This is a genomic window from Streptomyces yongxingensis (assembly GCF_055597465.1).
On the sequence record NZ_CM145717.1, the window covers coordinates 988,395 to 1,008,540 of the forward strand.

Consider the following 20,146-nt stretch of genomic DNA (forward strand, 5'->3'; position numbering starts at 1 on the left):
CTCGGGGGTGCGCGCGTCAAAGCATGCCGCCACGCTACCGGTGTGCGAGGTGAGTTCGCGAGGGGCCGTCACCTCCGGATCCCGGCGGCGGGAAGCGGGTAGGTGCCGCTGCCGCACGACGGCCACCACCGGATGACACCGATCCGGGCGGCCCGGCTCGGGAAGGCGCTGGAGCCGTACGACCTGTTCTGGCTGGAGGACGCCACGCCCGGTGAGGACCAGGCCGCGCTGCGGCTCATCCGGCAGCACACCACCACCCCGCTGGCCATCGGCGAGGTCTTCAACCACGTCCACGACTACACCACCCTGCTGAGCGAGCGGCTGATCGACTACGTGCGCTCGGCGGTGACCCCACACCGGCGGGGTCACCGCCATGCGCAAACTGCTGGACCTGGCCGCGGTCTACGGGATCAAGTCCGGTATGCACGGTCCGACCGACATCTCCCCCGTGGGCATGGCCGCGGCGCTCCACCTGGATCTGGCCGTCCACAACTTCGGCATACAGGAGTACATGCCGCACAGCGCCGACACGCTGGAGGTCTTCCGCACCTCCTTCCGCTACCAGCCCGCGTATCTGCCGGTGAACCGGCTGGCGGACGGCACGGTGCACGACTGGTGAACGCCAGCTACGGTGAGCCGCGTCGCCGTAAGTGAGAAGAGGGAGCATGGAGCAGCGTGAATTCGGCCGGCTCGGCCGGAAGGTCTCGGTGGTGGGCCTGGGCACCTGGCAGCTGGGCGCGGACTGGGGCGAGGTGGACGAGAGCGACGCCCTGACCGTGCTGGACGCGGCCGTCGAAGCGGGCGTGACGTTCTTCGACACCGCCGATGTGTACGGGGACGGGCGCAGCGAGCAGCTCATCGGGCGGTTCCTGCGGGAGCGCCCGGACGCCGGGATCTTCGTGGCGACCAAGATGGGGCGGCGGCTGCCGCAGCTCGCGGAGAACTACACCCTGGACAACTTCCGCGCGTGGACCGACCGTTCGCGGGCCAATCTGGGCGTGGACACCCTGGATCTGGTGCAGTTGCACTGCCCGCCGTCCTCGGTGCACTCCTCGGCCGCGGTCTTCGACGCGCTGGACACGCTGGTGGCCGAGGGGCGGGTGGCGGCGTACGGGGTGAGCGTCGAGACGTGTGCGGAGGCGATGGCGGCGATCGCGCGTCCGGGCACGGCGAGTGTGCAGATCATCCTCAACCCGTTCCGGCTGAAGCCGCTGGAGGAGGTGGTGCCGGCGGCGCTGGAGGCCGGTGTGGGAATCATCGCGCGGGTGCCGCTGGCGTCCGGTCTGCTGTCGGGGACGTACACCAAGGACACCGTCTTCGCCGAGAACGACCACCGCACCTTCAACCGGCACGGCGAGATGTTCGACCAGGGCGAGACGTTCTCGGGGGTGGGCTTCGAGGAGGGTGTCGAAGCGGCGGTGGACTTCGCCGAGCTGGCCCCGCGGGGAGCCACCCCCGCGCAGACGGCGCTGCGGTGGATCATCCAGCAGCCGGGCGTGACCTCGGTCATCCCGGGGGCGCGTTCGCCCGAGCAGGCTCGGGCGAACGCGGCCGCGGCGGGGCTGCCCCCACTGCCGGGCGCCACGCTGGAGGCCGTCGGCGACCTGTACGACCGGCGGATCCGGGCCCGGGTGCACCATCGCTGGTGACGGTGGCACGCGGCGCTCAGAAGCCGGCGTCCGCCGCCCATCGCGCGAGTTCGCGCTGGGCGGCGGCGCGCTGCTCCGCCGAGGGGGCCGCGGTGCCGTCGGCGACCAGCGCGTAGTGCACGGTGCCGGTGGACTCGTCGGCCGGGGCGGAGAGCACCAGCCGGTTCCCGTCGCCGTCGCCGGGCTCCGCCGCGGTGGCGACGGGGTGGTCGGCGGTGTGGCCGTGCGCGGTGTACGCGGGCGGGCCGGTGACGGTGCCGAGATCGGAGACGACGGTGGTCCGGGCGGGGTCGAAGTCGCGGGGCAGCCGGAGTTCGGTGGGGGCGCCGGTGGCGCCGTCGGAGCGCCACACCAGCATGCCGTAGCGGCCGGAGCCGGTGACCTTGGCGACGTTGGGCAGGCTGCCGGGGACGCGGTCCCAGCTGAGCGTGGTGGAGCCGTCGCGTGAGCGGTCCTCGAAGGTGAAGGCGAGGGTGCGGCCCTGGACGGCGCGCGGATAGATCCGGTCGAGCAGCCGGGCGTCCTGGCGCAGGGCGGCGGTGCCGGAGTCGTCGAGGCGGACGGCCGAGAGGTCCTCGTCGTTCCAGGCGTCGCCCTCGGTGAGGATCTTCCCGGTGTTGCCGTTCATGGCCTCGTGGTGGCGGTCGTTGTAGATGTCCCACTGCCACTGGGTGGAGGAGAGCACGGCGCCGGAGGCGGCCGGCCGGGTCCACCAGGAGGCGCCGGGGAGGCGCGAGTCCAGGGCCTGGTACATGCCCTTGACGACAGTGGGGGCCTTGTCGGAGGTGAAGCCGGCCAGCGGATGGCCGAATTCGCTCATGACGGCGGGCAGGTCCAGGGCGGTGGAGCGGTCGCGCAGGGCGCCGAAGTCGCCTGCGTACTGGCCGTCGGCCGCCTTGCCGGGCATGAAGACCCCGGAGATGGCCTTCTGGTCGTAGTAGTGGGTGTTGAAGACGTAGTCGGGGCCGGGCTTTCCGGCGTCGAGGAGTCCGCCCTCCTGGCGCTGGAAGTCCAGGTTGGAGTTCCAGAACATATTGGGCTCCACGAAGGCGGGCTTGTCCTGCCAGCCCGCGGCGTCCATGCGGGCGCGGAACTTCTCGTAGAAGGGCCAGAGCACGCTCTTCTCCCAGGTGCGGCTGTTCTGGCCGTCGTCGTACGCGCCCGCGTACGGCTCGTTGAGCGGGTCGAAGCCGACGACGCGGGTGAACTGGTCGTCGGTGAGATGGCGGGCGAGGTAGGTCATGGTCTTCTCGGCGGTGGCCAGGAAGGCGTCCTGGACGCGGACGGTGCCCGCGCCGGTGGTCAGGGCCCGGTTGCGCCAGAAGTCGCGGGTGGCGCCTGTGACCGCCTGGTTCTGGGTGATGTTCTGGCCCCAGTGGAAGCAGATGCCGCAGGACTCCTTGGGGTAGCCGCCCGCGTCGATGACCCACTTCGGGGCGCCGTCGCCGCTGTACCAGCTGTCCTTGTCGAAGAGGTGGCGGGAGTAGAGGTCCTGGTGGAAGTCGGGGAAGACCCGGATTCCGGCGTCGAGGAACGCCTTCATCTGCGCGGTGGCCTTCTCCAGATAGCCGGTGTCCACCTGGCCGGGCTCGGGCTCGGCATGGGCCCAGGACAGCAGGAACCGCACCGCGTTGGCGCCGGTCAGGTGGCGCATGGCGGCGGCGGACTTCCTGGCGTCGGCGGTGGTGGCGAACGGGAGCCCGCCGTTCTCCTCCAGTTTGGTCTCGCCGGACACGTTGAAGCCGCGCAGCACGACCTCGCGGCCGTGGCCGTCGGCGAACCGGGTGCCGTCCACGGTCACCTGGTCCGCCGCCCGGCCGTCGAACCAGGGCGCCTCGGCCGCGGCCGCCGGAGTGCCCGGGGCCGCGGCCGCCGCCAACAGCAGGACGGCCACCCCGAGCAGCCGGGTGCGACCCGGTCGGGGGCGGCCTATCCGTATCCCTCGTGTCTCATGAGTCGGCATGGACCTACCGTCCAGTAAACCTGAGGGATCGTCAACTGTTCACGCCTGACCAGCGGTTCGGTGCGGAGGCGATGTGGTTACCGCTGGAAACCGTGCCCCAGGGCCGCACCGGCCTCCGGCGCACCGAGGGAGTCCGGCCCGAACGAGACGACGCCGTCCGTGGTCAGACCGCTCGCCTGGCCGCGCAGCACCCAGGCCGCGCCGCTGGTGGACTGGGCGCCGTCCTCGTCGGGCGCGCCCACGGCCAGGTCGTCCTTGCCGTCGCCGTCGGTGTCGGCGAGCCCGGTCGCCATGGCGAAGTGGTCGCCCGCCTCCGCGACACCGGGGACACCGGCGGTGTCCTGGGTGAACGCCTGGGCTCCGGTGCCGGACAGCCCGCCCCGGCCGCCGTAGAGCTGGACGACGCTGCCCGCCTCCTTGACCGAGTCCAGGCCCTCGTACGGGATGCCGACGGCGATGTCCGCGTAGCCGTCGCCGTTGACGTCGCCGGAGCTGAGCGAGTAGCCGAACTGGTCGCCGTCCTCGTTGACGCCGGGGACGCCCGCGGTGTTCTGGTCGATGGTCGTGGTGCGGGTGGTGCTCGGCCCCGACGCGGTGCCGTAGAGGACCTTGAGCGTGCCGTGGTCGTACGGCAGGTTCTCGATGACGTCACCGGGGACGGTGCGCAGGACCAGATCGCCGTGGCCGTCCTTGTCGACGTCGGCGATGGTCGCGGAGGCGGCGTCGGTGAGGTCGGCGGCCTTCTGCGACAGGCCCTTGTCGTCGCCCTTGAAGAACAGGCTGGACTGGGACATCTCCTCGAAGGCGTGGGTGGAGACGAGGTCGTCCTTGCCGTCGCCGGTGATGTCGCCCGCGGTCAGGCTGGTCGGCCCGTCGAACCGGCCGGTGTCGGAGAAGGAGCTGCCCGCGTCCTTGCCGTCCCGGGTGAATGGGCCGAGACGGACGCGCACTCCGGTCTTCTCCTCCTCCGAGCCCTCGTCGGTGGTGACCACGTCGACCAGGTCGGCGTGGCCGTCACCGTTGAAGTCGCCACCCGCGATGGCGCTGTCGCCCCAGTGGTCGCCGTTGCCCGCGGGCAGCGGGGTGCCACCGGTCAGCCCGTTCGGAGAGCCCCACAGGACCGTGAGGGCCGGGGACTGGCCGGGCTGGATCGCCAGATCGGTGTAGCCGTCGCCGTCCAGGTCGCGGGCGACGGTATGGGCCCCGAAGTACGCCGACGCGGCGGGGTCGCCGGGGACGCCCTCGGTCGCCTGGCTGACGACCTGGCGGTGGGCGGTGTCCGCGCCGGAGGCGGAGCCGTAGACGACGGCGACATAGCCCGCCTTGGCCTTGCCGCCCACCGTGGCGGTGGGGGCGGAGACGGCGAGGTCGGCGCGTCCGTCCTTGTTGAAGTCGACCTTCGGGGCGGCGGCCGCGGCGGGGCGCGCCTCGGCGGCGCCCGCGGAGGGTACGGCGAGTAAGGCGGGGGTGGTCACAAGTGCGGCCACCGTCGCGCAGCGCACGACGGTGGTGAGGGAACGGGGGCGCACACTTCCTCCTGCTCGTTGATGAGCGTTTACCTCATGTACACCCAGCAGGACACCTGACGCCGCCTCACGGTTGCACGGCCGCTTCCATGGATTTCCCTAGTCCGTCTCGTCCACATAGCGGAGCACGCCCATCATGTGGGTCTCGTCGATCTCTTCCTCGGGCGTCGCCACGCACTCGGCCAGGCGTTTGGTGAGGGTGTCGGCGTCGATCCCGGTGCCGATCATCACCAGCTGGGTGGTGCGGGGCTCGCCGCGCTCCCAGGGCGAGAGCTGGAAGCGGAGGTACGAGCCGACCGCGTGCAGCCCGAACTTCCGCTCCCGGCCCGCGCCGGCGAAGTGGAGGAACCCCTTGGCCCGGTAGAGGCCCGCCGGGCGGCGGTCGAGGAATTCCATCAGCCGTTGCGGATGGAGCGGCTCGGCCGCGGAGAACTCCACGCTCTCGTAGGCGGCGTGGAGGTGGTGGCTGTGGTCATGGCCGTGGCCGCAGATGTCGTCCCCGCACCCGTCGGCGCCACCCGCCTCGTCGGCCCATACGTCGGCGAACGAGAGCTGCCGGAAGCCTTCCTCCGCGGTCTCGCGGGGCCGGCGGTCGAAGAGGAGAGCGGGGTCCACGCGCCCGTGCGCGGCGGTCACGACCGGCGCACCGGGGGCGATCTCCTGGAGGGTCTCCAGCAGACCCCGCCGCTCGTCCTCGGCGACGCGGTCGGTCTTGTTGAGCACGACGAGGTCCGCGGCGCGGACATGACGGTCGAGCTCGGGGTGGCGGACGCGGGTGTCCGGGAACTCCGCGGCGTCCACGACCTCCACCAGGCCGCCGTAGACGATCCGCTCATTGGTGCTGGACAGCAGCGTACGGATCATGCTCTGCGGCTCGGCGAGGCCGCTGGCCTCGATCACCACGACATCGATGCGCAGCTCGGGATCGGTGAGCCGCTCGAGCATCTCGTCCATCTCGGAGGCGTCCGCCGCACAGCACAGACAGCCGTTCTCGATCGGGATCATCGAATCGACCTGCCCGGCGACGGCCAGGGCGTCGATGTTGATCGATCCGAAGTCGTTGACGATGACGCCGATCCGGGTGTCCACGCTGTCCCGCATCAGATGGTTGAGCATCGTCGTCTTGCCGGAGCCCAGAAAACCCGTGACGAGAATGACCGGAATCCGTTGTGTGGCCAAGGCTGTGTCTCCGTGCGGCGGTCCGTGGTGATCTCGGGCGGACCGCTCATGCTATCCGGCCGCCGATGACCGTGTCGCGCGCGTGACCGGGGCCCGCCACGCCGGCGCGGCGGGCCCCGGGTCCTTCGTGCTCCCGGGTCCGGGCCCGTCAGGGGATCTCGATCCCCGCCTCGGCCGAGAGGCGGTCGATCTCGGCCAGCTCGGCGTCGCTGAAGCCGGGCGAGTCCAGCACCGAGACGTTCTGCTCGAGCTGGGCGACGCTGCTCGCGCCGATCAGCACCGAGACGACCCGGGGGTCCCGCAGCACCCAGGCGAGCGCCAGCTGGGCGAGGGTCTGGCCGCGCCCCTCCGCGAGCTTGTTGAGGGCGTGCAGCAGGGCCAGCCGCTCCTCGGTGAGGGTCTCGCGCTTGAGGAAGTGGCCGAGCGCCATGCGCGAATCGGCGGGCACCCCGTGCAGATAGCGGTCGGTGAGCTGCCCCTGCGCCAGCGGCGAGAAGGCGATGACCCCGACGCCCGCCTCGGCGGACGCCTGGAGCACCCCGCCCTCGACGCCGCGCTGGAGGATCGAGTACGGGTACTGGTTGATCAGGTACGGGGTGCGCAGCTCCTTCAGGATCGCGGCGGCCTCGGCGATCGCCTCCGGCGGGTAGTTGGACACGCCCGCGTACAGCGCCTTGCCCTGGCGCACCGCGCTGTCGAGGGCGACCATCGTCTCCTCGATCGGGGTGTCCGGGTCGAAGCGGTGGGAGTAGAAGACGTCGACGTAGTCCAGTCCCATCCGGGACAGCGACTGGTCGAGACTGGCGAGGACGTACTTGCGCGAACCCCACTCGCCGTACGGCCCCGGCCACATGAGGTGCCCCGCCTTGGTGGCGATGAAGAGCTCATCGCGGTAGGGGCGGAAGTCCTGGGCGAAGATCGAGCCGAAGTTGCTCTCGGCGCTGCCGGGCGGCGGACCGTAGTTGTTGGCCAGATCGATATGGGTGACCCCGAGGTCGAAGGCGCGGCGCAGCACCGCGCGCTGGGTCTCCAGGGGGTGGGTGTCGCCGAAGTTGTGCCACAGGCCGAGCGAGACCTTCGGAAGCAGCACACCGCTGCGGCCGCAGCGCTGGTACTGCATGGAGTCGTATCGTTTCTCGGCGGCGAGGTGGACCATGCGCGTCGTCCTTGTCCGTACGGTGCGGTGGGGAGCGGACGGACCGTGGGGACGGCCCGCCCGCCTGAGCTTGTCAGCTTTGGGCCAAAGTGGCGACCTCATTGGCGCTGAGTGTCCTGCCGTACACACGGACGTCGTCGAACGCGGCCTTGAGGTACGGGTCCGGGTACTGCGACTTGCCGAGATAGCCGGCGCGGATGTGGTTGCCGAAGTGGACGGGCTCGACGGTGATGGCGGTGTTGCGCCCCACCTCGCGCCCGCCGGCGTAGAGGACGGCGGTGCCGCTGCCGTAGGCGACGGCCACATGGACCCACTGGCCGGTGGGCAGCGGTGCGGCCTCGATGCGCTGCTCGGCTCCGCCGCCGCCCGCGGTGATGGCGAAGCGCAGCTTTCCGGAGTCGGCCACGGGGGTGAGGAACATATTGGCGGTGACACCGGTGCCGATGTCGAAGATCCGGGTCCAGGTGGCGGGGGTGCCGTCCAGCCGGACCCAGGTGGCCAGGGTGTAGGCACGGGCGCCGGCCAGGAGGTCGTCGGCGAGGACGACATGGGCGTCCGTGCCGTTCAGGGCGACCGCGCCACCGGTCCTGCCCGCCGTCCAGGAGGCGCCGCCGACGAGCCGGGCGGTTTTCCCCCGGCCGGTGGCGTCGGCCGCGGTGGTGCCGGAGGTCTCGTCGAAGCGGTGCCAGGCGGCGAAGGCGGGCGGCGGGGTGGGCGGCTGCCCGGTCAGCCAGTACACGTTGTAGTGCTGGTGGTGGACGCGGGCGACCGGCAGCAGGGTCACGCTCTCCCCACTGGCCGTGGCGCTGAACCGCAGGGGGCTGGTGGCCGTCTGGGACACGGATCCGGTGTCCAGGCGCGGCATGGTCATCCCGGTGCGTCCGCCGTACGCCCCGGCGAGCACCACGGGCCCGTAGAGCACGGCCTGGACGTCGGGGTCATCGGGGGTGGGGTCGAACGTCAGCTTCATCGGCAGGGTCACCTCGACCCGGTCGCCGGTCTTCCACTGGCGGTCGATGATCAGCCAGCTCCCGGGGGGCGGCCGGTCGGCGAGGGTGGTGCCGTTGAGCGTGGCGCGGGCCCCGGCCGCCCAGGAGGGGACGCGGACGCGCAGTTCGAGGGAGGCCGCGCCGGAGGTGACGGTGAGGGTGGTGGTCTGCTGGTCGGGGAAGCCGGTGGTCTGGCGCCAGGTGATGCCCTTGTCCTGCCAGCGCAGCTCGGAGGGGATGAAGAGGTTCACCAGCAGGCTGCGGTCGGCGTGGGTGTAGATGGTGTCGGCGAACTTGGCCTGGGTCTCCATGCCGCTGCCGTGGTCGCAGGAGAAGTTGTCGTAGTCGGTGGAGTACTGATTGGGGTCGGGGCCCATGAAGGACGGCTGCTGTTTGAAGGAGCCGGGGGCGAGACCCGTGTAGTAGATGTTGAAGCCGTGGGCCGAGTCCGGGTCCTGTTCGCCGAGCATCTGGTTGAACAGGGTGCGCTCGTAGTAGTCGAGCAGGTCCACGCGCTCCGGCGCGTGGAAGTGGATCAGCCGGGTGAGCTTGAGCATGTTGTAGCTGTTGCAGTTCTCGCAGCAGTTGTCGCTGAGTTGCGCGGCGATGGCGTCGGGTTCGTGGAAGGACTCGCCGTTGCTGTTCCCGCCGATCACATAGGTGTGGTGGTCGGTGACGATCTTCCAGAAGTTCTCGCCGATGGTGCGGTAGCGGCTGTCGAGCCCCTCCTCCCACAGCCGCATGGCGCCGACCATCTTGGGGATCTGGGTGTTGGCGTGCAGCCCGGCGAGCCGGTCCTCATTGCGGGCCAGCGGGTCGAAGACCCGGGCGTGGGTGAAGCGCTCGGCGACCTTCAGCCAGCGGCTGTCGCCGGTGATGGCGTGCAGATCGGCGAGGACGTCGTTCATGCCGCCGAACTCGGTCTGCAGCACCCGCTGCATCTGGTCGTAGCTGAGCTTGCCGGTGCGGGTGTCGACCCATGCGGCCTGGCGCAGCACGGTCTCCAGGGCCTCGGCGTTGCCCGCGAGCCGGTACTGGTCGACGAGCCCGGCCATGATCTTGTGGATGGTGTAGTACGGCGCCCACACCCCGGTACCGGCCTCCAGCCGGTCGAAGAAGCTCTCGGGGAACGCCGAGAGATAGCCCTGCCCGTAGCCGGCGGCCGGGGACTTGGCCTGGCAGGCGGCGAGTGCCGAGACCAGCTTGCGGCCCTTGTCGAGCAGGGCGGTGTCGCCGGTGCCCGCGTAGCTGAGGGCCAGCCCGGACAGGAGGTGGCCGGTGCTGTGGCCGCGCAGTTCCGTGCTGGGGCTCTCCCAGCCGCCGCAGGGCTGGGCGCTGCTGGGGAGGCCCACGTTGAGGCGGAAGGTGTGCAGCAGCCGGTCGATGTCGACGAAGCGCAGATAGGCGGTGTTACGGGACTGGTTGTCCTTGAAGGCGCCGGGGAGCAGGGTCACGGCGGTGAGCGGAAAGGGCTGAGCACTGGTCAGCGCCTTGGGTTTGCGGTGGGTCGCGGCCGGGGTGGCGCCGGGGGGCGCCGCGGCGGCGGTGCCTCCGGCGCCGACGGTGAGCGCCACGGCCGCGGCTCCGGAGGCCGTGGTGGCGATGAAGTGCCGTCTGTCGACTGGTTCGCTCATGACTCGCGCCGCCACTGCTGGTTGGCGCCGCCGGTGCAGCTCCACTGGAGGAGCGCGGCCTTGTCGGCCGTGGACTCGTCCGCCACGTCCAGGCACTTGCCGCTGGAGCGGGCGGTGAACCGGACGTAGCCGTCACCGGTGTCGGTGGCCCGCCACTGCTGGTTCGTCGCCGTGCCACAGGCCGACTGGACCACGGCGGCGCCGTCGGCGGTGGAGCCGCCGGCCACGGTCAGACACTGGGAGCTGTGCCGGGCGACCAGCTGGACCTGGCCACCGCCCACGTCCTTGGACCAGAACAGCTGGTTGCCACCACCGTTGCAGGTGTACTGCACGGCCGCGGTGCCATCGGTCTGCGAGCCGGAGACGATGTCGGCGCACTTGCCGCTGTGCCGCGCCTTGAGCGTGGTGTACGGACCGCCGGAGCCGGTCACCGTGCCCGCCGCCGTGTCGATGGTGAGCTGCGGATACCAGTCCATGGTCAGGGTGGTGGCGGTGGGGAAGGCCAGGGGCAGCCAGACGTAGCGCGAGTCGTTGACGGTGCCGCCGAAGGAGTTCCCCCAGCGGTCGCCCAGGTAGAGGTACGAGGTGGTGCCGCTGCCCTGCACCGGCAGGACGTACGCGGTCTGCGAACCGTAGGCGGTGGCGTCGCCCACGTCGCGCATCGCGCTCCAGGGGCCCGCCAGGCTGGTGGCGGTGGCGTACTGCTGCTGGTTGGGGTTCCAGCCGGTGGCGCCGGAGGTCAGCATGAAGTACACGTTCCCGCGCTTGAAGAGCGCCGGTGCCTCACGGTGGCCGCCGGGCCAGGGGTTGGCCACCAGGCTCGCCACCCCGGTGTAGTCGTCGGTCAGCCGGTAGATGTGCAGGTCGTAGTTGTCCCGGGCGGCCGAGACCATGTATCCGGCGCCGTCACTGTCCTGGAAGAGGGTGATGTCCCGGGACATGTGCCGGCCCAGCGGGCGGAAGCTGCCCCGCCAGGTGTAGTCACCGTCGATGGTGGCGGAGGTGGCGACGGCCGCGCGCGCCTCGCTGTAGTCGCTGCCGTTCTCCTTGTGCATCCACATCACGTAACTCCTGGTCCGCTCGTTGTAGAGCACCTTGGGCCGCTCGATGTTGGCGGAGGCCAGCTCGGGGTCGGTGGCCTGGGTGAGGACGTGGCGGCGGAACTCCCAGGTCTTCAGGTCCGTGGAGCGATAGGCGGAGACATAACGGAAGGTGTTGTCGGCGTTGCGGTTCTCGCCGAACCAGTAGTAGTAGCCGCCGGACTTGATGACTCCCCCGCCGTGGGCGTGCACCGCCTCGCCCGACGTGGTGGTGAACTGTGTGCCGTTGGCGACGGTCACGGGGGCGGCCTGCGCCGCGCCGGCCCCCGCTAACGGGGCGAGCAGCCCGAGGACGGCGGCCAGGACGAGGGTCCACAGACGGGCCCTGGGACGTCCGCGCATCACACGGTCTCCTTCCACACGGTGAAGTGGCGGGCGAATCCGGTGAGCCCGGGCAGCTCCCGGATCGGGGTCCAGGTCCGGAAGCCGTCGAGGCTGTCGCTGTAGTAGTACTTCTGCTCGGTGTAGCCGTCGAAGTAGATCCGCCAGCCGCCGTTGTCCAGACGCACCAGCGCGGGCCCCTCGCGCCAGTTGCCCCAGCCCGCCCAGTCGCCGGTGCCGCGGAAGGTGTACGGCCCGCCGAGGCTGGTGGCCGTGGCGTGCTCGATGTACTTGGTCGTCTCCTGCTTGGTGAAGGCGTGGTACTGCCCCGCGTGGCGGACCACGAAGGTGTCGATGTAGTTGGCGGTGTCCAGGCCCTTCAGCGGTGTGGGCGTGGTCCAGGACGACAGCGAGGCGTTGGTGGCGGTGAGCAGATGCGGCCGGAAGATGTAGTCGGGTGTGGCGGTGGTGTCCAGCGAGACGATGATGTGGACGCCGCCGCCGTCGTCCACGAAGAACTCGGGCGCCCAGGTGCGCTCGAGACCGGCCACCGGGAGGGTGTGGTTGCGGACGAAGGTCCAGTTGACGCGGTCGCGGCTGCGCGCGAAGCCGATGGTGTTCCCGGTCCAGTCGGTCGTGTAGACGATGTAGTAGTAGCCGTCGGTGTGCTTGATGACGCTGGGGTCGCGGATCAGCCCGGACGGCGGGGTGTAGGCGGGTCCCTTGAGCAGGGTGTACGTGGTCGCGTCGGACGACTGGTAGACGTACATGTTCGACTCGCTGCTGTTGGTGAACGCCGTCATGGTGAAGCGGGTGGCGGCCGTGGTGTCCCGCGCGGGCGCGTCGGCCACGGGCACACCGAAGTCCGGGGTGCCGTCGGCCTTCCAGCCGAGCGCCTGGACGCGGGTGTGCCGGTTGGGGTCGTTCAGCGGGTCGCCGGTGATGTCCTTGTACTGGCGGGCGTGGTAGACGAGGAGGTCGGTGTGGCCGTCCTCGGCGACGGTGAAGGAGTTGTGGCCGGGCCCGTACTGCTTGGTGGTGTCATTGCTGGTGAAGACCGGCTGCGGGCTCTTCTTCCAGGACGCGGGGGCGAGCAGGTCGCTGCCGGCGGAGGCGGTCAGCAGCCCCATGCAGTAGTTGGCGTCGGTGGCGCTGGCGGAGTAGGTGAGGAAGACCCGGCCGTTCCGCTGGAGGACCGAGGGGCCCTCGTTGACCTTGAAGCCCCGGGTCTCCCAGTCGTACGTGGGCCGGGAGATCTCCACCTGGGGCCCGGTGATGGTCCACGGATTGGCCATCCGGGCGAGGTAGATGCTCGAGTTGTTGCCGACGTCCGGGTTGCTCTGGGCCCAGACGAGATAGCGGGTGCCCTGGTGCGTGAAGGTGGAGGCGTCGAGGGAGAAGGAGTCGACGGGCGTGACGATGCGGCCCTTCTCGGTCCAGGTCCCGGCCAGGGGGTTGGCGCTCGCGTTCTCCAGCACCCACATCCGGATCTTCCAGACGTCGTTGGCGGGCGCCGAGGCGAAGTAGACGTACCACTTGCCGTCGATGAAGTGGATTTCCGGGGCCCATATGTGGGCGCCCATGTCGCCGCTGGTGTGCTTCTTCCAGATCACCGACTCGGCGGCGGTGGCCAGGCCGCCGATGGTCCTGGAGCGCCGCAGGACGATGCGGTCGTACTCGGGGGCGGTGGCCGTGAAGTAGTAGTAGCCATCCGTGTGCTTGAGGATGTGCGGATCGGCGCGCCGGCGCACCAGCGGATTGGCGTACGCGGGGGCCTTGGCGGCCGCTCGCGGCGCCGCGGGGGTGGCGGCACGCGCGATGCCGGGTGTTCCGGCGGCCGCCCCCAGGACGAGGGCGCCCATCACCACGCGTCTGCGGCTGGGCTGGTGCTCTTCGCTGCGGCTCATACGGTTCTCTCCTGCTCTGGCGGCTGCTGCGCCTGACATCGGACGGGCGTGACGCCGGTCTATCGGACGGGCTCGATGCCGGCCTGCGTCGGGCGGACCTTCTGGATGGTGCCGTCGGGGTCGAACCGCATCCGGTCGATGGCGACTTCGCGATGGGTGCCGTCGCCGCCGGGGCGGGCGAAGCGGTGGTAGACGATGTACCACTCGTCGCGGCCCGGGACCTGGATGACGGAGTTGTGGCCGGTGCCGAGGATCTGATCGCCGGGGTCCTTGGCCAGGACCGGGTTGCCCGCCGCCTTGGTGAAGGGGCCGAGCGGTGAGTCGGAGACCCCGTAGGCCACCCGGTAGTCGGGGCTGCGGGTGTCGTCCTCCGACCACATCGCGTAGTAGCGGCCCGCGCGCTTGAAGACGGTCGGGGCCTCGTTGTAGCCGGGCGGAGTGATCTTCACCGGCTGGGTGGCGAAGGAGACCATGTCGTCGTTCAGCCGGGCCGTCTCGAAGGCGCCCTGTCCGAAGTAGAGGTAGGGGGTGCCGTCGTCGTCGACGAAGGCGTCCGGGTCGATCGTCTGGTGGCCGAACTGCCCCTTGGCGACCAGCGGTTTGCCGAGGGCGTCGGTGAACGGTCCCTGGGGGCTGGAGGACTTGGCGACGCCGATGGACTGGCAGGCGCTGAAGTACATCCAGTAGGTGTCGCCCTTCCTGACCACCGAGGGGGCCCAGGCGTTCTCGTGGCACCAGGAGACATCGGCGAGGTCGAGGGCGGGGCCGTGGTCGGTCCAGTGGACGAGGTCGGGTGAGGAGAAGCCGTTGAAACGGGTGCCGCTCCAGCCGGGGTGACCGTCCTCGGTGGGGTAGATCCAGTACCGCCCCTCGGCGTACATCACATCGGGGTCGGCGTGGTAGCCGGGCAGCGCGGGGTTGGAGTCTCCGGGCCGCACGGTGGCGGTCTCCCGGATGACCGTGCCGTGGCGCACCACCCCCGACAGGCCGGGCAGCTCCCGTTTGGGCGTCCAGTGCTCCAGGTCGGGGCTGTCGCTGTAGTAGTACTTCTTGACGGTGTAGCCGTCCATGAACATGCGATAGCCCCCGCCGGGCAGGGCGACGACGGTCTGGCCCTCCAGCAGGCTGCCCCATCCCGCCCAGTCGCCCTTGCCGGTGAAGCGGTACGGACCGGTGACGCGGTCGGCGACGGCGTGCTCGATGAGTTCGCCCGTGGCGTTCTTGGTGAACGCGTGGTATGTGGCGCCCTTACGGACCACGAAGGTGTCGATGTAGCCGTTGTAGTCGCTCTCGCTCGGCGAGATGCCCTCGAGCGGCTGGGGCTTGCTCCACTTGGTGAGGGTGTCGTCGAGGGCGGTGAGGACATGGGGCTGGAAGTGCCGGTAGGCGGTGGGTCCGGTGGACAGCGAGACGACGATGCGGACCTTGCCGTCGGGCGCGTCGGTGAAGAACTCCGGTGCCCAGGTGTTGTTGGCGGCCACGCCGTGGTCGATGTCGGCGAGATGGGTCCAGGTGCGGCGGTCGTCGCTCACGGCGAGGCCGAAGGTGGTGCCGGTCCATCCGGTGGTGTAGGCCACGTAGTAGCGGCCGCCGCGGTGGATGACGCTGGGGTCGCGGACGAGACCGGAGGGCGGGGCGTACGCCTTGTCCTGGATCGACCAGAAGTTCTGGGCGTCGTCGGACCCGTAGACGTACATATTGCTCTCGCTGCTGTTCGTGAAGGCGGTGAACAGATAGCGGGAGACCGTGGTGGGCTGCTGCGCGGCGCGTCCGCTCCCGTCGCTCCGGTGGTGCTCCGCGGCGTGCACACGGCTCGCGGTGAGGGGGACCACGAGAGCGAGGGCGGCCAGCAGCGCGAGCAGCACTGCCGGCGTTCTCCAGGGTCGGGTGGCATGCGGGGGCATCAGAGGGCTCCTGCGATCCGAAGTGATCGAATTTGTTCGGAGATTAAGGGTTCTGATGACTTCCGACAGCCCCTGGAGAGGGTGCGAAAGTTTCGAAAACCGTGGAGCCCTGGAGGACGCGAGGGAATGGTGGGGTGGATCAGACGAAGGTCTGGCGCTGCAGCCAGAGGTCCCTGGCGGTTCCGCTGCCCTGGATGAAGACGTAGAGCAGGTTCTCCTCGTTGAGGATGGGGACACCGACGCCGGCGGAGCCGACGACCCCGCCCAGGGACTGGAAGCCGCTGTAGGCCGTGCCGTTCTCCGTGTTCTGCACGGCGACCCACAGGGCGTTGTCGGTGGCCTTGATGAACACGTTGACCCGGCCGTCCTGGGCCAGGGCGCAGACGGGCCGCCAGACGATCTGCGCGCCGAGGCTCACGGGGGCGCCGAACGTGTCGTAGTCGTCGCTCTGTCCGACCCGCCGGACGGACCCGTCGGAACCGCGGTAGAAGATCTGCACCCGGCCGGCCGCGTCCAGGCACACCGACGGACGGCTGGTCACGTTGGCGGCATTGAGCGAGAACGCCTCCCAGACAGTGGAGTTCTCGGTCTGCTGCTGGATGGTGTACAAGGTCTCGCCGGAGCCCTTGACCGCCACCACGAGCCGCCCTCCCCCGTCGAGGATGGGCGAGGGCGTGGCGAAGATGGCACCGCCCAGCGAGCTCGCGGAGGTGTAGGTCTCGTACTGCAGATCCTGATTGCGGATGTACCACAGGGCGTTGTCGGTGCCGGGGAAGAACACGTAGATGCGGCCGTCGGCGCCGAGCGCCGCGGCCGGGTCGTCCCCGATGCCGGTGACCAGGGTCTGGGGCGGCCCGTAGCCGGAGTTGATGGAGGTCTGGGTGATGACCTCCAGATTGTTGCTCGGGGTGCGGTAGAAGACCCGGATCTTTCCGTCCTTGCCCCGGATCGGCGCCGGGATGCCGTCGACGGACAGGCCCGGGTATTGCTGCCACGGCCCCCACGTGCCGTCGCGGGCCTCCACCCTGCTCCACAGGATGTTCGACCCGCCCCGGATGAAGACCTGCACCCGGTCGTCGGCGAACGCGACCGGGGCGGGCTCGGAGTGGATGCCGCCCTGAAGATTGATCCAGGTGCCCCAGACGGTGCCGGGAGTGGTGGAAACGACCATGAGAGGACCTCCCTCTTCTCGTGATGCCTCGTGAGGCCACGAGAGTGCGCGGATACACCGTCAATTCCCGGGGCAAGCATGGCGGATACCCGAAGAAGACAAGATGTGTGGATATGACCGACTCATTGCCATGAGGGGTGGATATCGGATTGGACGCGCTCGCTTACTTAGGAAATCGTCATACGAGAAGAGCGATACTGATCGCGACCCCGGCCAACGCCCTTCGCCCCTACACCGCTTCTCCCGCTGGTCCCGCTGCTCCCATTGACCTTCCCCAAGGGGGAAGCCCGAGCATCGTGGTCGCCGGGCGAGGTGCCCGGCGACGAGGAGGGCGAGCATGGGGCTGCTGACCATCGGTGCGTTCGCGAGGGCGTCGCGGCTGTCCCCCAAGGCGCTCCGCCTGTACGACGAGCTCGGGCTGCTGCCGCCCGCCCGCGTCGATCCGTACTCCGGCTACCGCCTCTACGATCCGGCCCAGCTGGAGCGGGCCCGTCTGGTGGCGTGGCTGAGGCGGCTCGGCATGCCGCTGGCCGACATCCGGGCGGTGTGCGAGCTGGAGCCGGAGGCAGCGGCGCGGGAGGTGCGCGCGTACTGGGCGCGGGTCGAGGCCGACACCGCCGCCCGGCGGGACCTGGCCGCCTTCCTCGTCGACCATCTGTCCGGGAAGGACACCACGATGTCTTCTGACCACACCACCCTGGGGATCCGCTACGCCGTGCTCTCCGACACCGGCTCGGTCCGGGAGAGCAATGACGACGCCGGTTACGCCGGTCCGCGCCTGCTCGCCGTGGCCGACGGAGTCGGGGGCGGACGGCGCGCGGGCGAGGCGGCGATCGAGGCGCTCAAACCGCTGGACGCGGGCGTCCCGGGCGGAGAGCTGCTCAGCGCCCTGGAGGAGGCGGCGCACCGGGCCCATGAGTCGGTCTCCGCGCTGGCCGCGTCCGACCCCGCGCTGCGGGATGTCGGCACGACGCTCACCGCGATGGTGTGGTCGGGCTCCCGTCTTGGGCTGGTCCACATCGGCGACTCGCGCGCCTATCTGCTGCGCGACGACGAGCTCTTCCAGATCACCCATGACCACACGGTGGTCCAGTCGCTGATCGACGAGGGGCGGATCACCCTCGAGGAGGCCGCCTCGCACCCCCAGCGGGCGCTGCTGCTGCGCGCCGTGGGCGCCGGTTCGGCGTTCGAGCCGGACTTCGCCCTGCGGGACGCCCGCGCCGAGGACCGCTATCTGCTGTGCTCGGACGGGCTGACGGGGGTCGTGCCCACCGAGGAGATCCAGCGCGTGCTCGCCTCGGAGGACGACCCGGGCAGGGCGGTGCGGGAGCTGGTCGCCCTCGCCAACCGCGCGGGCGGGCCCGACAACGTCACCTGTGTGGTGGCCCATGTGGCCGAACAGGGGGCGCTGACCTCGGCGTAAGCCGCCGCTCCGGCCGCCTCGCCCGCCCGCCGACTCCGGTTGTCGAACGTCGATGAATGGTGTGTGCAAGGTCTTGTCGGCCGGAAGAACGCGTCCATATGCTCGCGGCGGAAACCGGTTTCCACTCCTGCGTGACCGGGAGACGGGCGTGGCCGGCGGCGCGGCGTAAGGGGTGGACGGATGTCCGCAGGTCCGATCCGGCTCTCCCGGGAAGCGCGCACCGCGCTCCGCCCGGCCACCTCGGCGCGGATCACCGGCGGCTTCTGGGCCGCCAGACGCCGCGTCAACGCCGAGGTGAGCGTTCCCCAGGGGCCGGACCGGCTGGAGCGGGCGGGCAACCTCGCCAACCTCCGGGCCGCCGCGGGAGCGGCGCCGGAGGAGTCCGGCTTCCGGGGCGACTTCCCGTTCCAGGACTCCGATGTGCACAAGTGGCTGGAGGCGGCGTCCTGGCAGCTCGCGGACGGCGGCGAGGGACCGGCCGAGGAGGAGCTGTCCCGGCAGGTGGAGCGGCTGGCCGGGCTGGTCGCGGCCGCCCAGGACGAGGACGGCTATCTCCAGACGTACTACCAGCTCGGCCCGGACGCCCGGCGGTGGACGGACCCGCGCTGGGGGCACGAGCTGTACTGCGCGGGCCATCTCCTCCAGGCCGCGATAGCCCATCACCGGGCCACCGGCCGGGACGGACTGCTCGATGTGGCGGTGCGGTACGCCGATCTGATCGACGCCACCTTCGGGCCCGGCAAGGACGAGACGGTGTGCGGCCATCCGGAGATCGAGACCGCCCTGGTCGAGCTGTACCGGGAGACCGGTGAGCGGCGCTATCTCGATCTGGCCGGGTACTTCGTGGACCGGCGCGGGCGGGGCAGCCTCGGCGACGGCCCGCCGGACGGCTCACCCGGCCCCCGTCCCGGGGCGCCCTACTGGCAGGACCACGTCCCGGTGCGGGAGGCGACGGCGGTCGCCGGTCATGCGGTGCGCCAGCTGTACCTCCTGGCCGGGGCCGCCGATGTGGCGGCGGAGACCGGCGACGAGGGGCTGCGGGACGCCCTGGTGCGGCTGTGGGAGGACATGGCCGCGACCAAGACCCATCTGACCGGCGGGGTGGGCTCCCGGCACGAGCTGGAGTCCTTCGGCGACGCGTACGAGCTGCCGCAGGACCGGGCGTACGCCGAGACCTGCGCGGCCATCGCCGCCATCCACTTCGGCTGGCGGATGGCGCTGCTGACCGGGGAGGCCCGCTACAGCGATCTGGTGGAGCGGACCCTGTTCAACGGCTTCGCGTCGGGGGTGTCGATCGACGGTGAGCGCTGGCTCTATGTGAATCCGCTGCGGGTCCGCCAGGACGATGAGCACCGTAAGGCCGCCACCGGTGACCAGAGCGCCCACCGGACGCCGTGGTTCCGGTGTGCCTGCTGCCCGCCCAACGTGATGCGGCTGCTGGCCTCGCTGCCGCACTACATGGCGAGCGGTGACGCCGAGGGGCTCCAGCTGCACCAGTACGCGTCCGGCTCGTACGAGGCGGGCGGCGGCGCGGTGCGGGTGGGGACCGGCTACCCCTGGGAGGGGCGGATCGCGGTGGTCGTGGACGCGGCCCCGCCGGACGAGGACTGGACGCTGTCGCTGCGCATCCCGCACTGGGCGCGGACGTACGAGGCGACGGTCGGCGGGGAGCCGGTGGCCGAGCGGGCCGAGAACGGCTGGTTGCGGCTGCGGCGGCGCTGGCGGCCCGGTGAGACGGTCGTGCTGGGCCTGCCCCTGGCCCCCCGGCTCACCCGGCCCGATCCGCGGATCGACGGGGTGCGCGGCTGTGCCGCGATCGAGCGCGGCCCGCTGGTGTACTGCCTGGAGCAGCCCGATCAGCCCGCCGGGCTGCGGTTGGACGACATCGACCTCGACCCGGATGCCGCGCCGGCCCCGGAGCACCGGCCGGAGCTGCTGGGCGGGATGACCGTGATCACCGCCCTGGCCCTGCCCCACACCGTCGCGCGCGACGGCTGGTGGCCGTACCGGAGCGACGGTACGGGCTCCGGCGGGGCCTCGGGTGGCGCGAAGGCCCCCGAGCCGGTCCCGGTGACCGCGATCCCGTACTACGCGTGGGCGAACCGCGAGCCCGGCGCGATGCGGGTGTGGATCCCGGTCCGGACCCCGCCCGGCTGACGTCCGGACCCGCCCTGCTGATCCTCGCCGACCACGGCATGGGTCGCCCCGCGTCCGCCGGAACTCG

The 20,146-nt window shown here is 70.8% G+C and carries 12 protein-coding genes and 1 pseudogene; 4 read left to right on the forward strand and 9 right to left on the reverse strand.

The genetic code is table 11. The features are described 5' to 3' along the window. Positions 1–102: 102 nt before the first annotated feature. Together ACZ6TD_RS04500 and ACZ6TD_RS04505 are read left to right on the forward strand one after the other, a co-directional pair. A pseudogene (locus tag ACZ6TD_RS04500) lies at positions 103–619 on the forward strand (enolase C-terminal domain-like protein); the annotation flags it as partial. A gap of 46 nt (positions 620–665) precedes the next feature. Next, positions 666–1,649 carry an aldo/keto reductase gene (locus tag ACZ6TD_RS04505; protein ID WP_471350825.1) on the forward strand — a complete coding sequence of 328 codons (984 nt, stop codon included), beginning with the start codon at positions 666–668 and terminating at the stop codon, positions 1,647–1,649. Between the two features lie 16 nt (positions 1,650–1,665). Here the strand turns inward: ACZ6TD_RS04505 and ACZ6TD_RS04510 are convergent, their stop codons facing one another. The 9 genes from ACZ6TD_RS04510 to ACZ6TD_RS04550 form a co-directional block, all read right to left on the reverse strand. Further along, positions 1,666–3,612 carry a cellulase family glycosylhydrolase gene (locus ACZ6TD_RS04510; protein ID WP_471350828.1) on the reverse strand — a complete coding sequence of 649 codons (1,947 nt, stop codon included), beginning with the start codon at positions 3,610–3,612 and terminating at the stop codon, positions 1,666–1,668. Between the two features lie 77 nt (positions 3,613–3,689). Continuing rightward, positions 3,690–5,141, reverse strand: a complete 1,452-nt coding sequence (locus ACZ6TD_RS04515) for an FG-GAP and VCBS repeat-containing protein (protein WP_471350832.1) — start codon at positions 5,139–5,141, stop codon at positions 3,690–3,692. A gap of 96 nt (positions 5,142–5,237) precedes the next feature. Beyond that, positions 5,238–6,317 carry a CobW family GTP-binding protein gene (locus tag ACZ6TD_RS04520; protein ID WP_471350838.1) on the reverse strand — a complete coding sequence of 360 codons (1,080 nt, stop codon included), beginning with the start codon at positions 6,315–6,317 and terminating at the stop codon, positions 5,238–5,240. 148 nt (positions 6,318–6,465) lie between these two features. Further along, positions 6,466–7,473 (reverse strand): aldo/keto reductase, encoded by a 1,008-nt coding sequence (locus ACZ6TD_RS04525; protein WP_471350842.1) that lies wholly within the window; start codon positions 7,471–7,473, stop codon positions 6,466–6,468. A gap of 73 nt (positions 7,474–7,546) precedes the next feature. Next, complete coding sequence (locus ACZ6TD_RS04530) at positions 7,547–10,096, reverse strand: glycoside hydrolase family 127 protein (protein ID WP_471350845.1); 2,550 nt, start codon at positions 10,094–10,096, stop codon at positions 7,547–7,549. Beyond that, entirely contained in the window at positions 10,093–11,538 is a 1,446-nt protein-coding gene (locus ACZ6TD_RS04535) for an RICIN domain-containing protein (RefSeq protein WP_471350848.1), read from the reverse strand. The genes ACZ6TD_RS04530 and ACZ6TD_RS04535 overlap by 4 nt, the downstream gene beginning before the upstream one ends. Further along, positions 11,538–13,424 carry a family 43 glycosylhydrolase gene (locus tag ACZ6TD_RS04540; protein ID WP_471350852.1) on the reverse strand — a complete coding sequence of 629 codons (1,887 nt, stop codon included), beginning with the start codon at positions 13,422–13,424 and terminating at the stop codon, positions 11,538–11,540. Before ACZ6TD_RS04540 ends, ACZ6TD_RS04535 begins: the two co-directional genes overlap by 1 nt. A 59-nt stretch (positions 13,425–13,483) precedes the next feature. Beyond that, positions 13,484–15,328, reverse strand: a complete 1,845-nt coding sequence (locus ACZ6TD_RS04545; protein WP_471350856.1) for a family 43 glycosylhydrolase — start codon at positions 15,326–15,328, stop codon at positions 13,484–13,486. A gap of 139 nt (positions 15,329–15,467) precedes the next feature. Then, entirely contained in the window at positions 15,468–16,499 is a 1,032-nt protein-coding gene (locus tag ACZ6TD_RS04550; protein WP_471350860.1) for a DUF8189 domain-containing protein, read from the reverse strand. 337 nt (positions 16,500–16,836) lie between these two features. On the opposite strand from ACZ6TD_RS04550, the gene ACZ6TD_RS04555 reads away from it, so the two are divergent. Further along, entirely contained in the window at positions 16,837–17,922 is a 1,086-nt protein-coding gene (locus ACZ6TD_RS04555) for a MerR family transcriptional regulator (RefSeq protein ID WP_471350863.1), read from the forward strand. Between the two features lie 180 nt (positions 17,923–18,102). Beyond that, a complete protein-coding gene (locus tag ACZ6TD_RS04560) occupies positions 18,103–20,079 on the forward strand; it encodes a glycoside hydrolase family 127 protein (protein ID WP_471350867.1) in 1,977 nt (658 codons plus the stop codon). Positions 20,080–20,146: the final 67 nt, after the last annotated feature.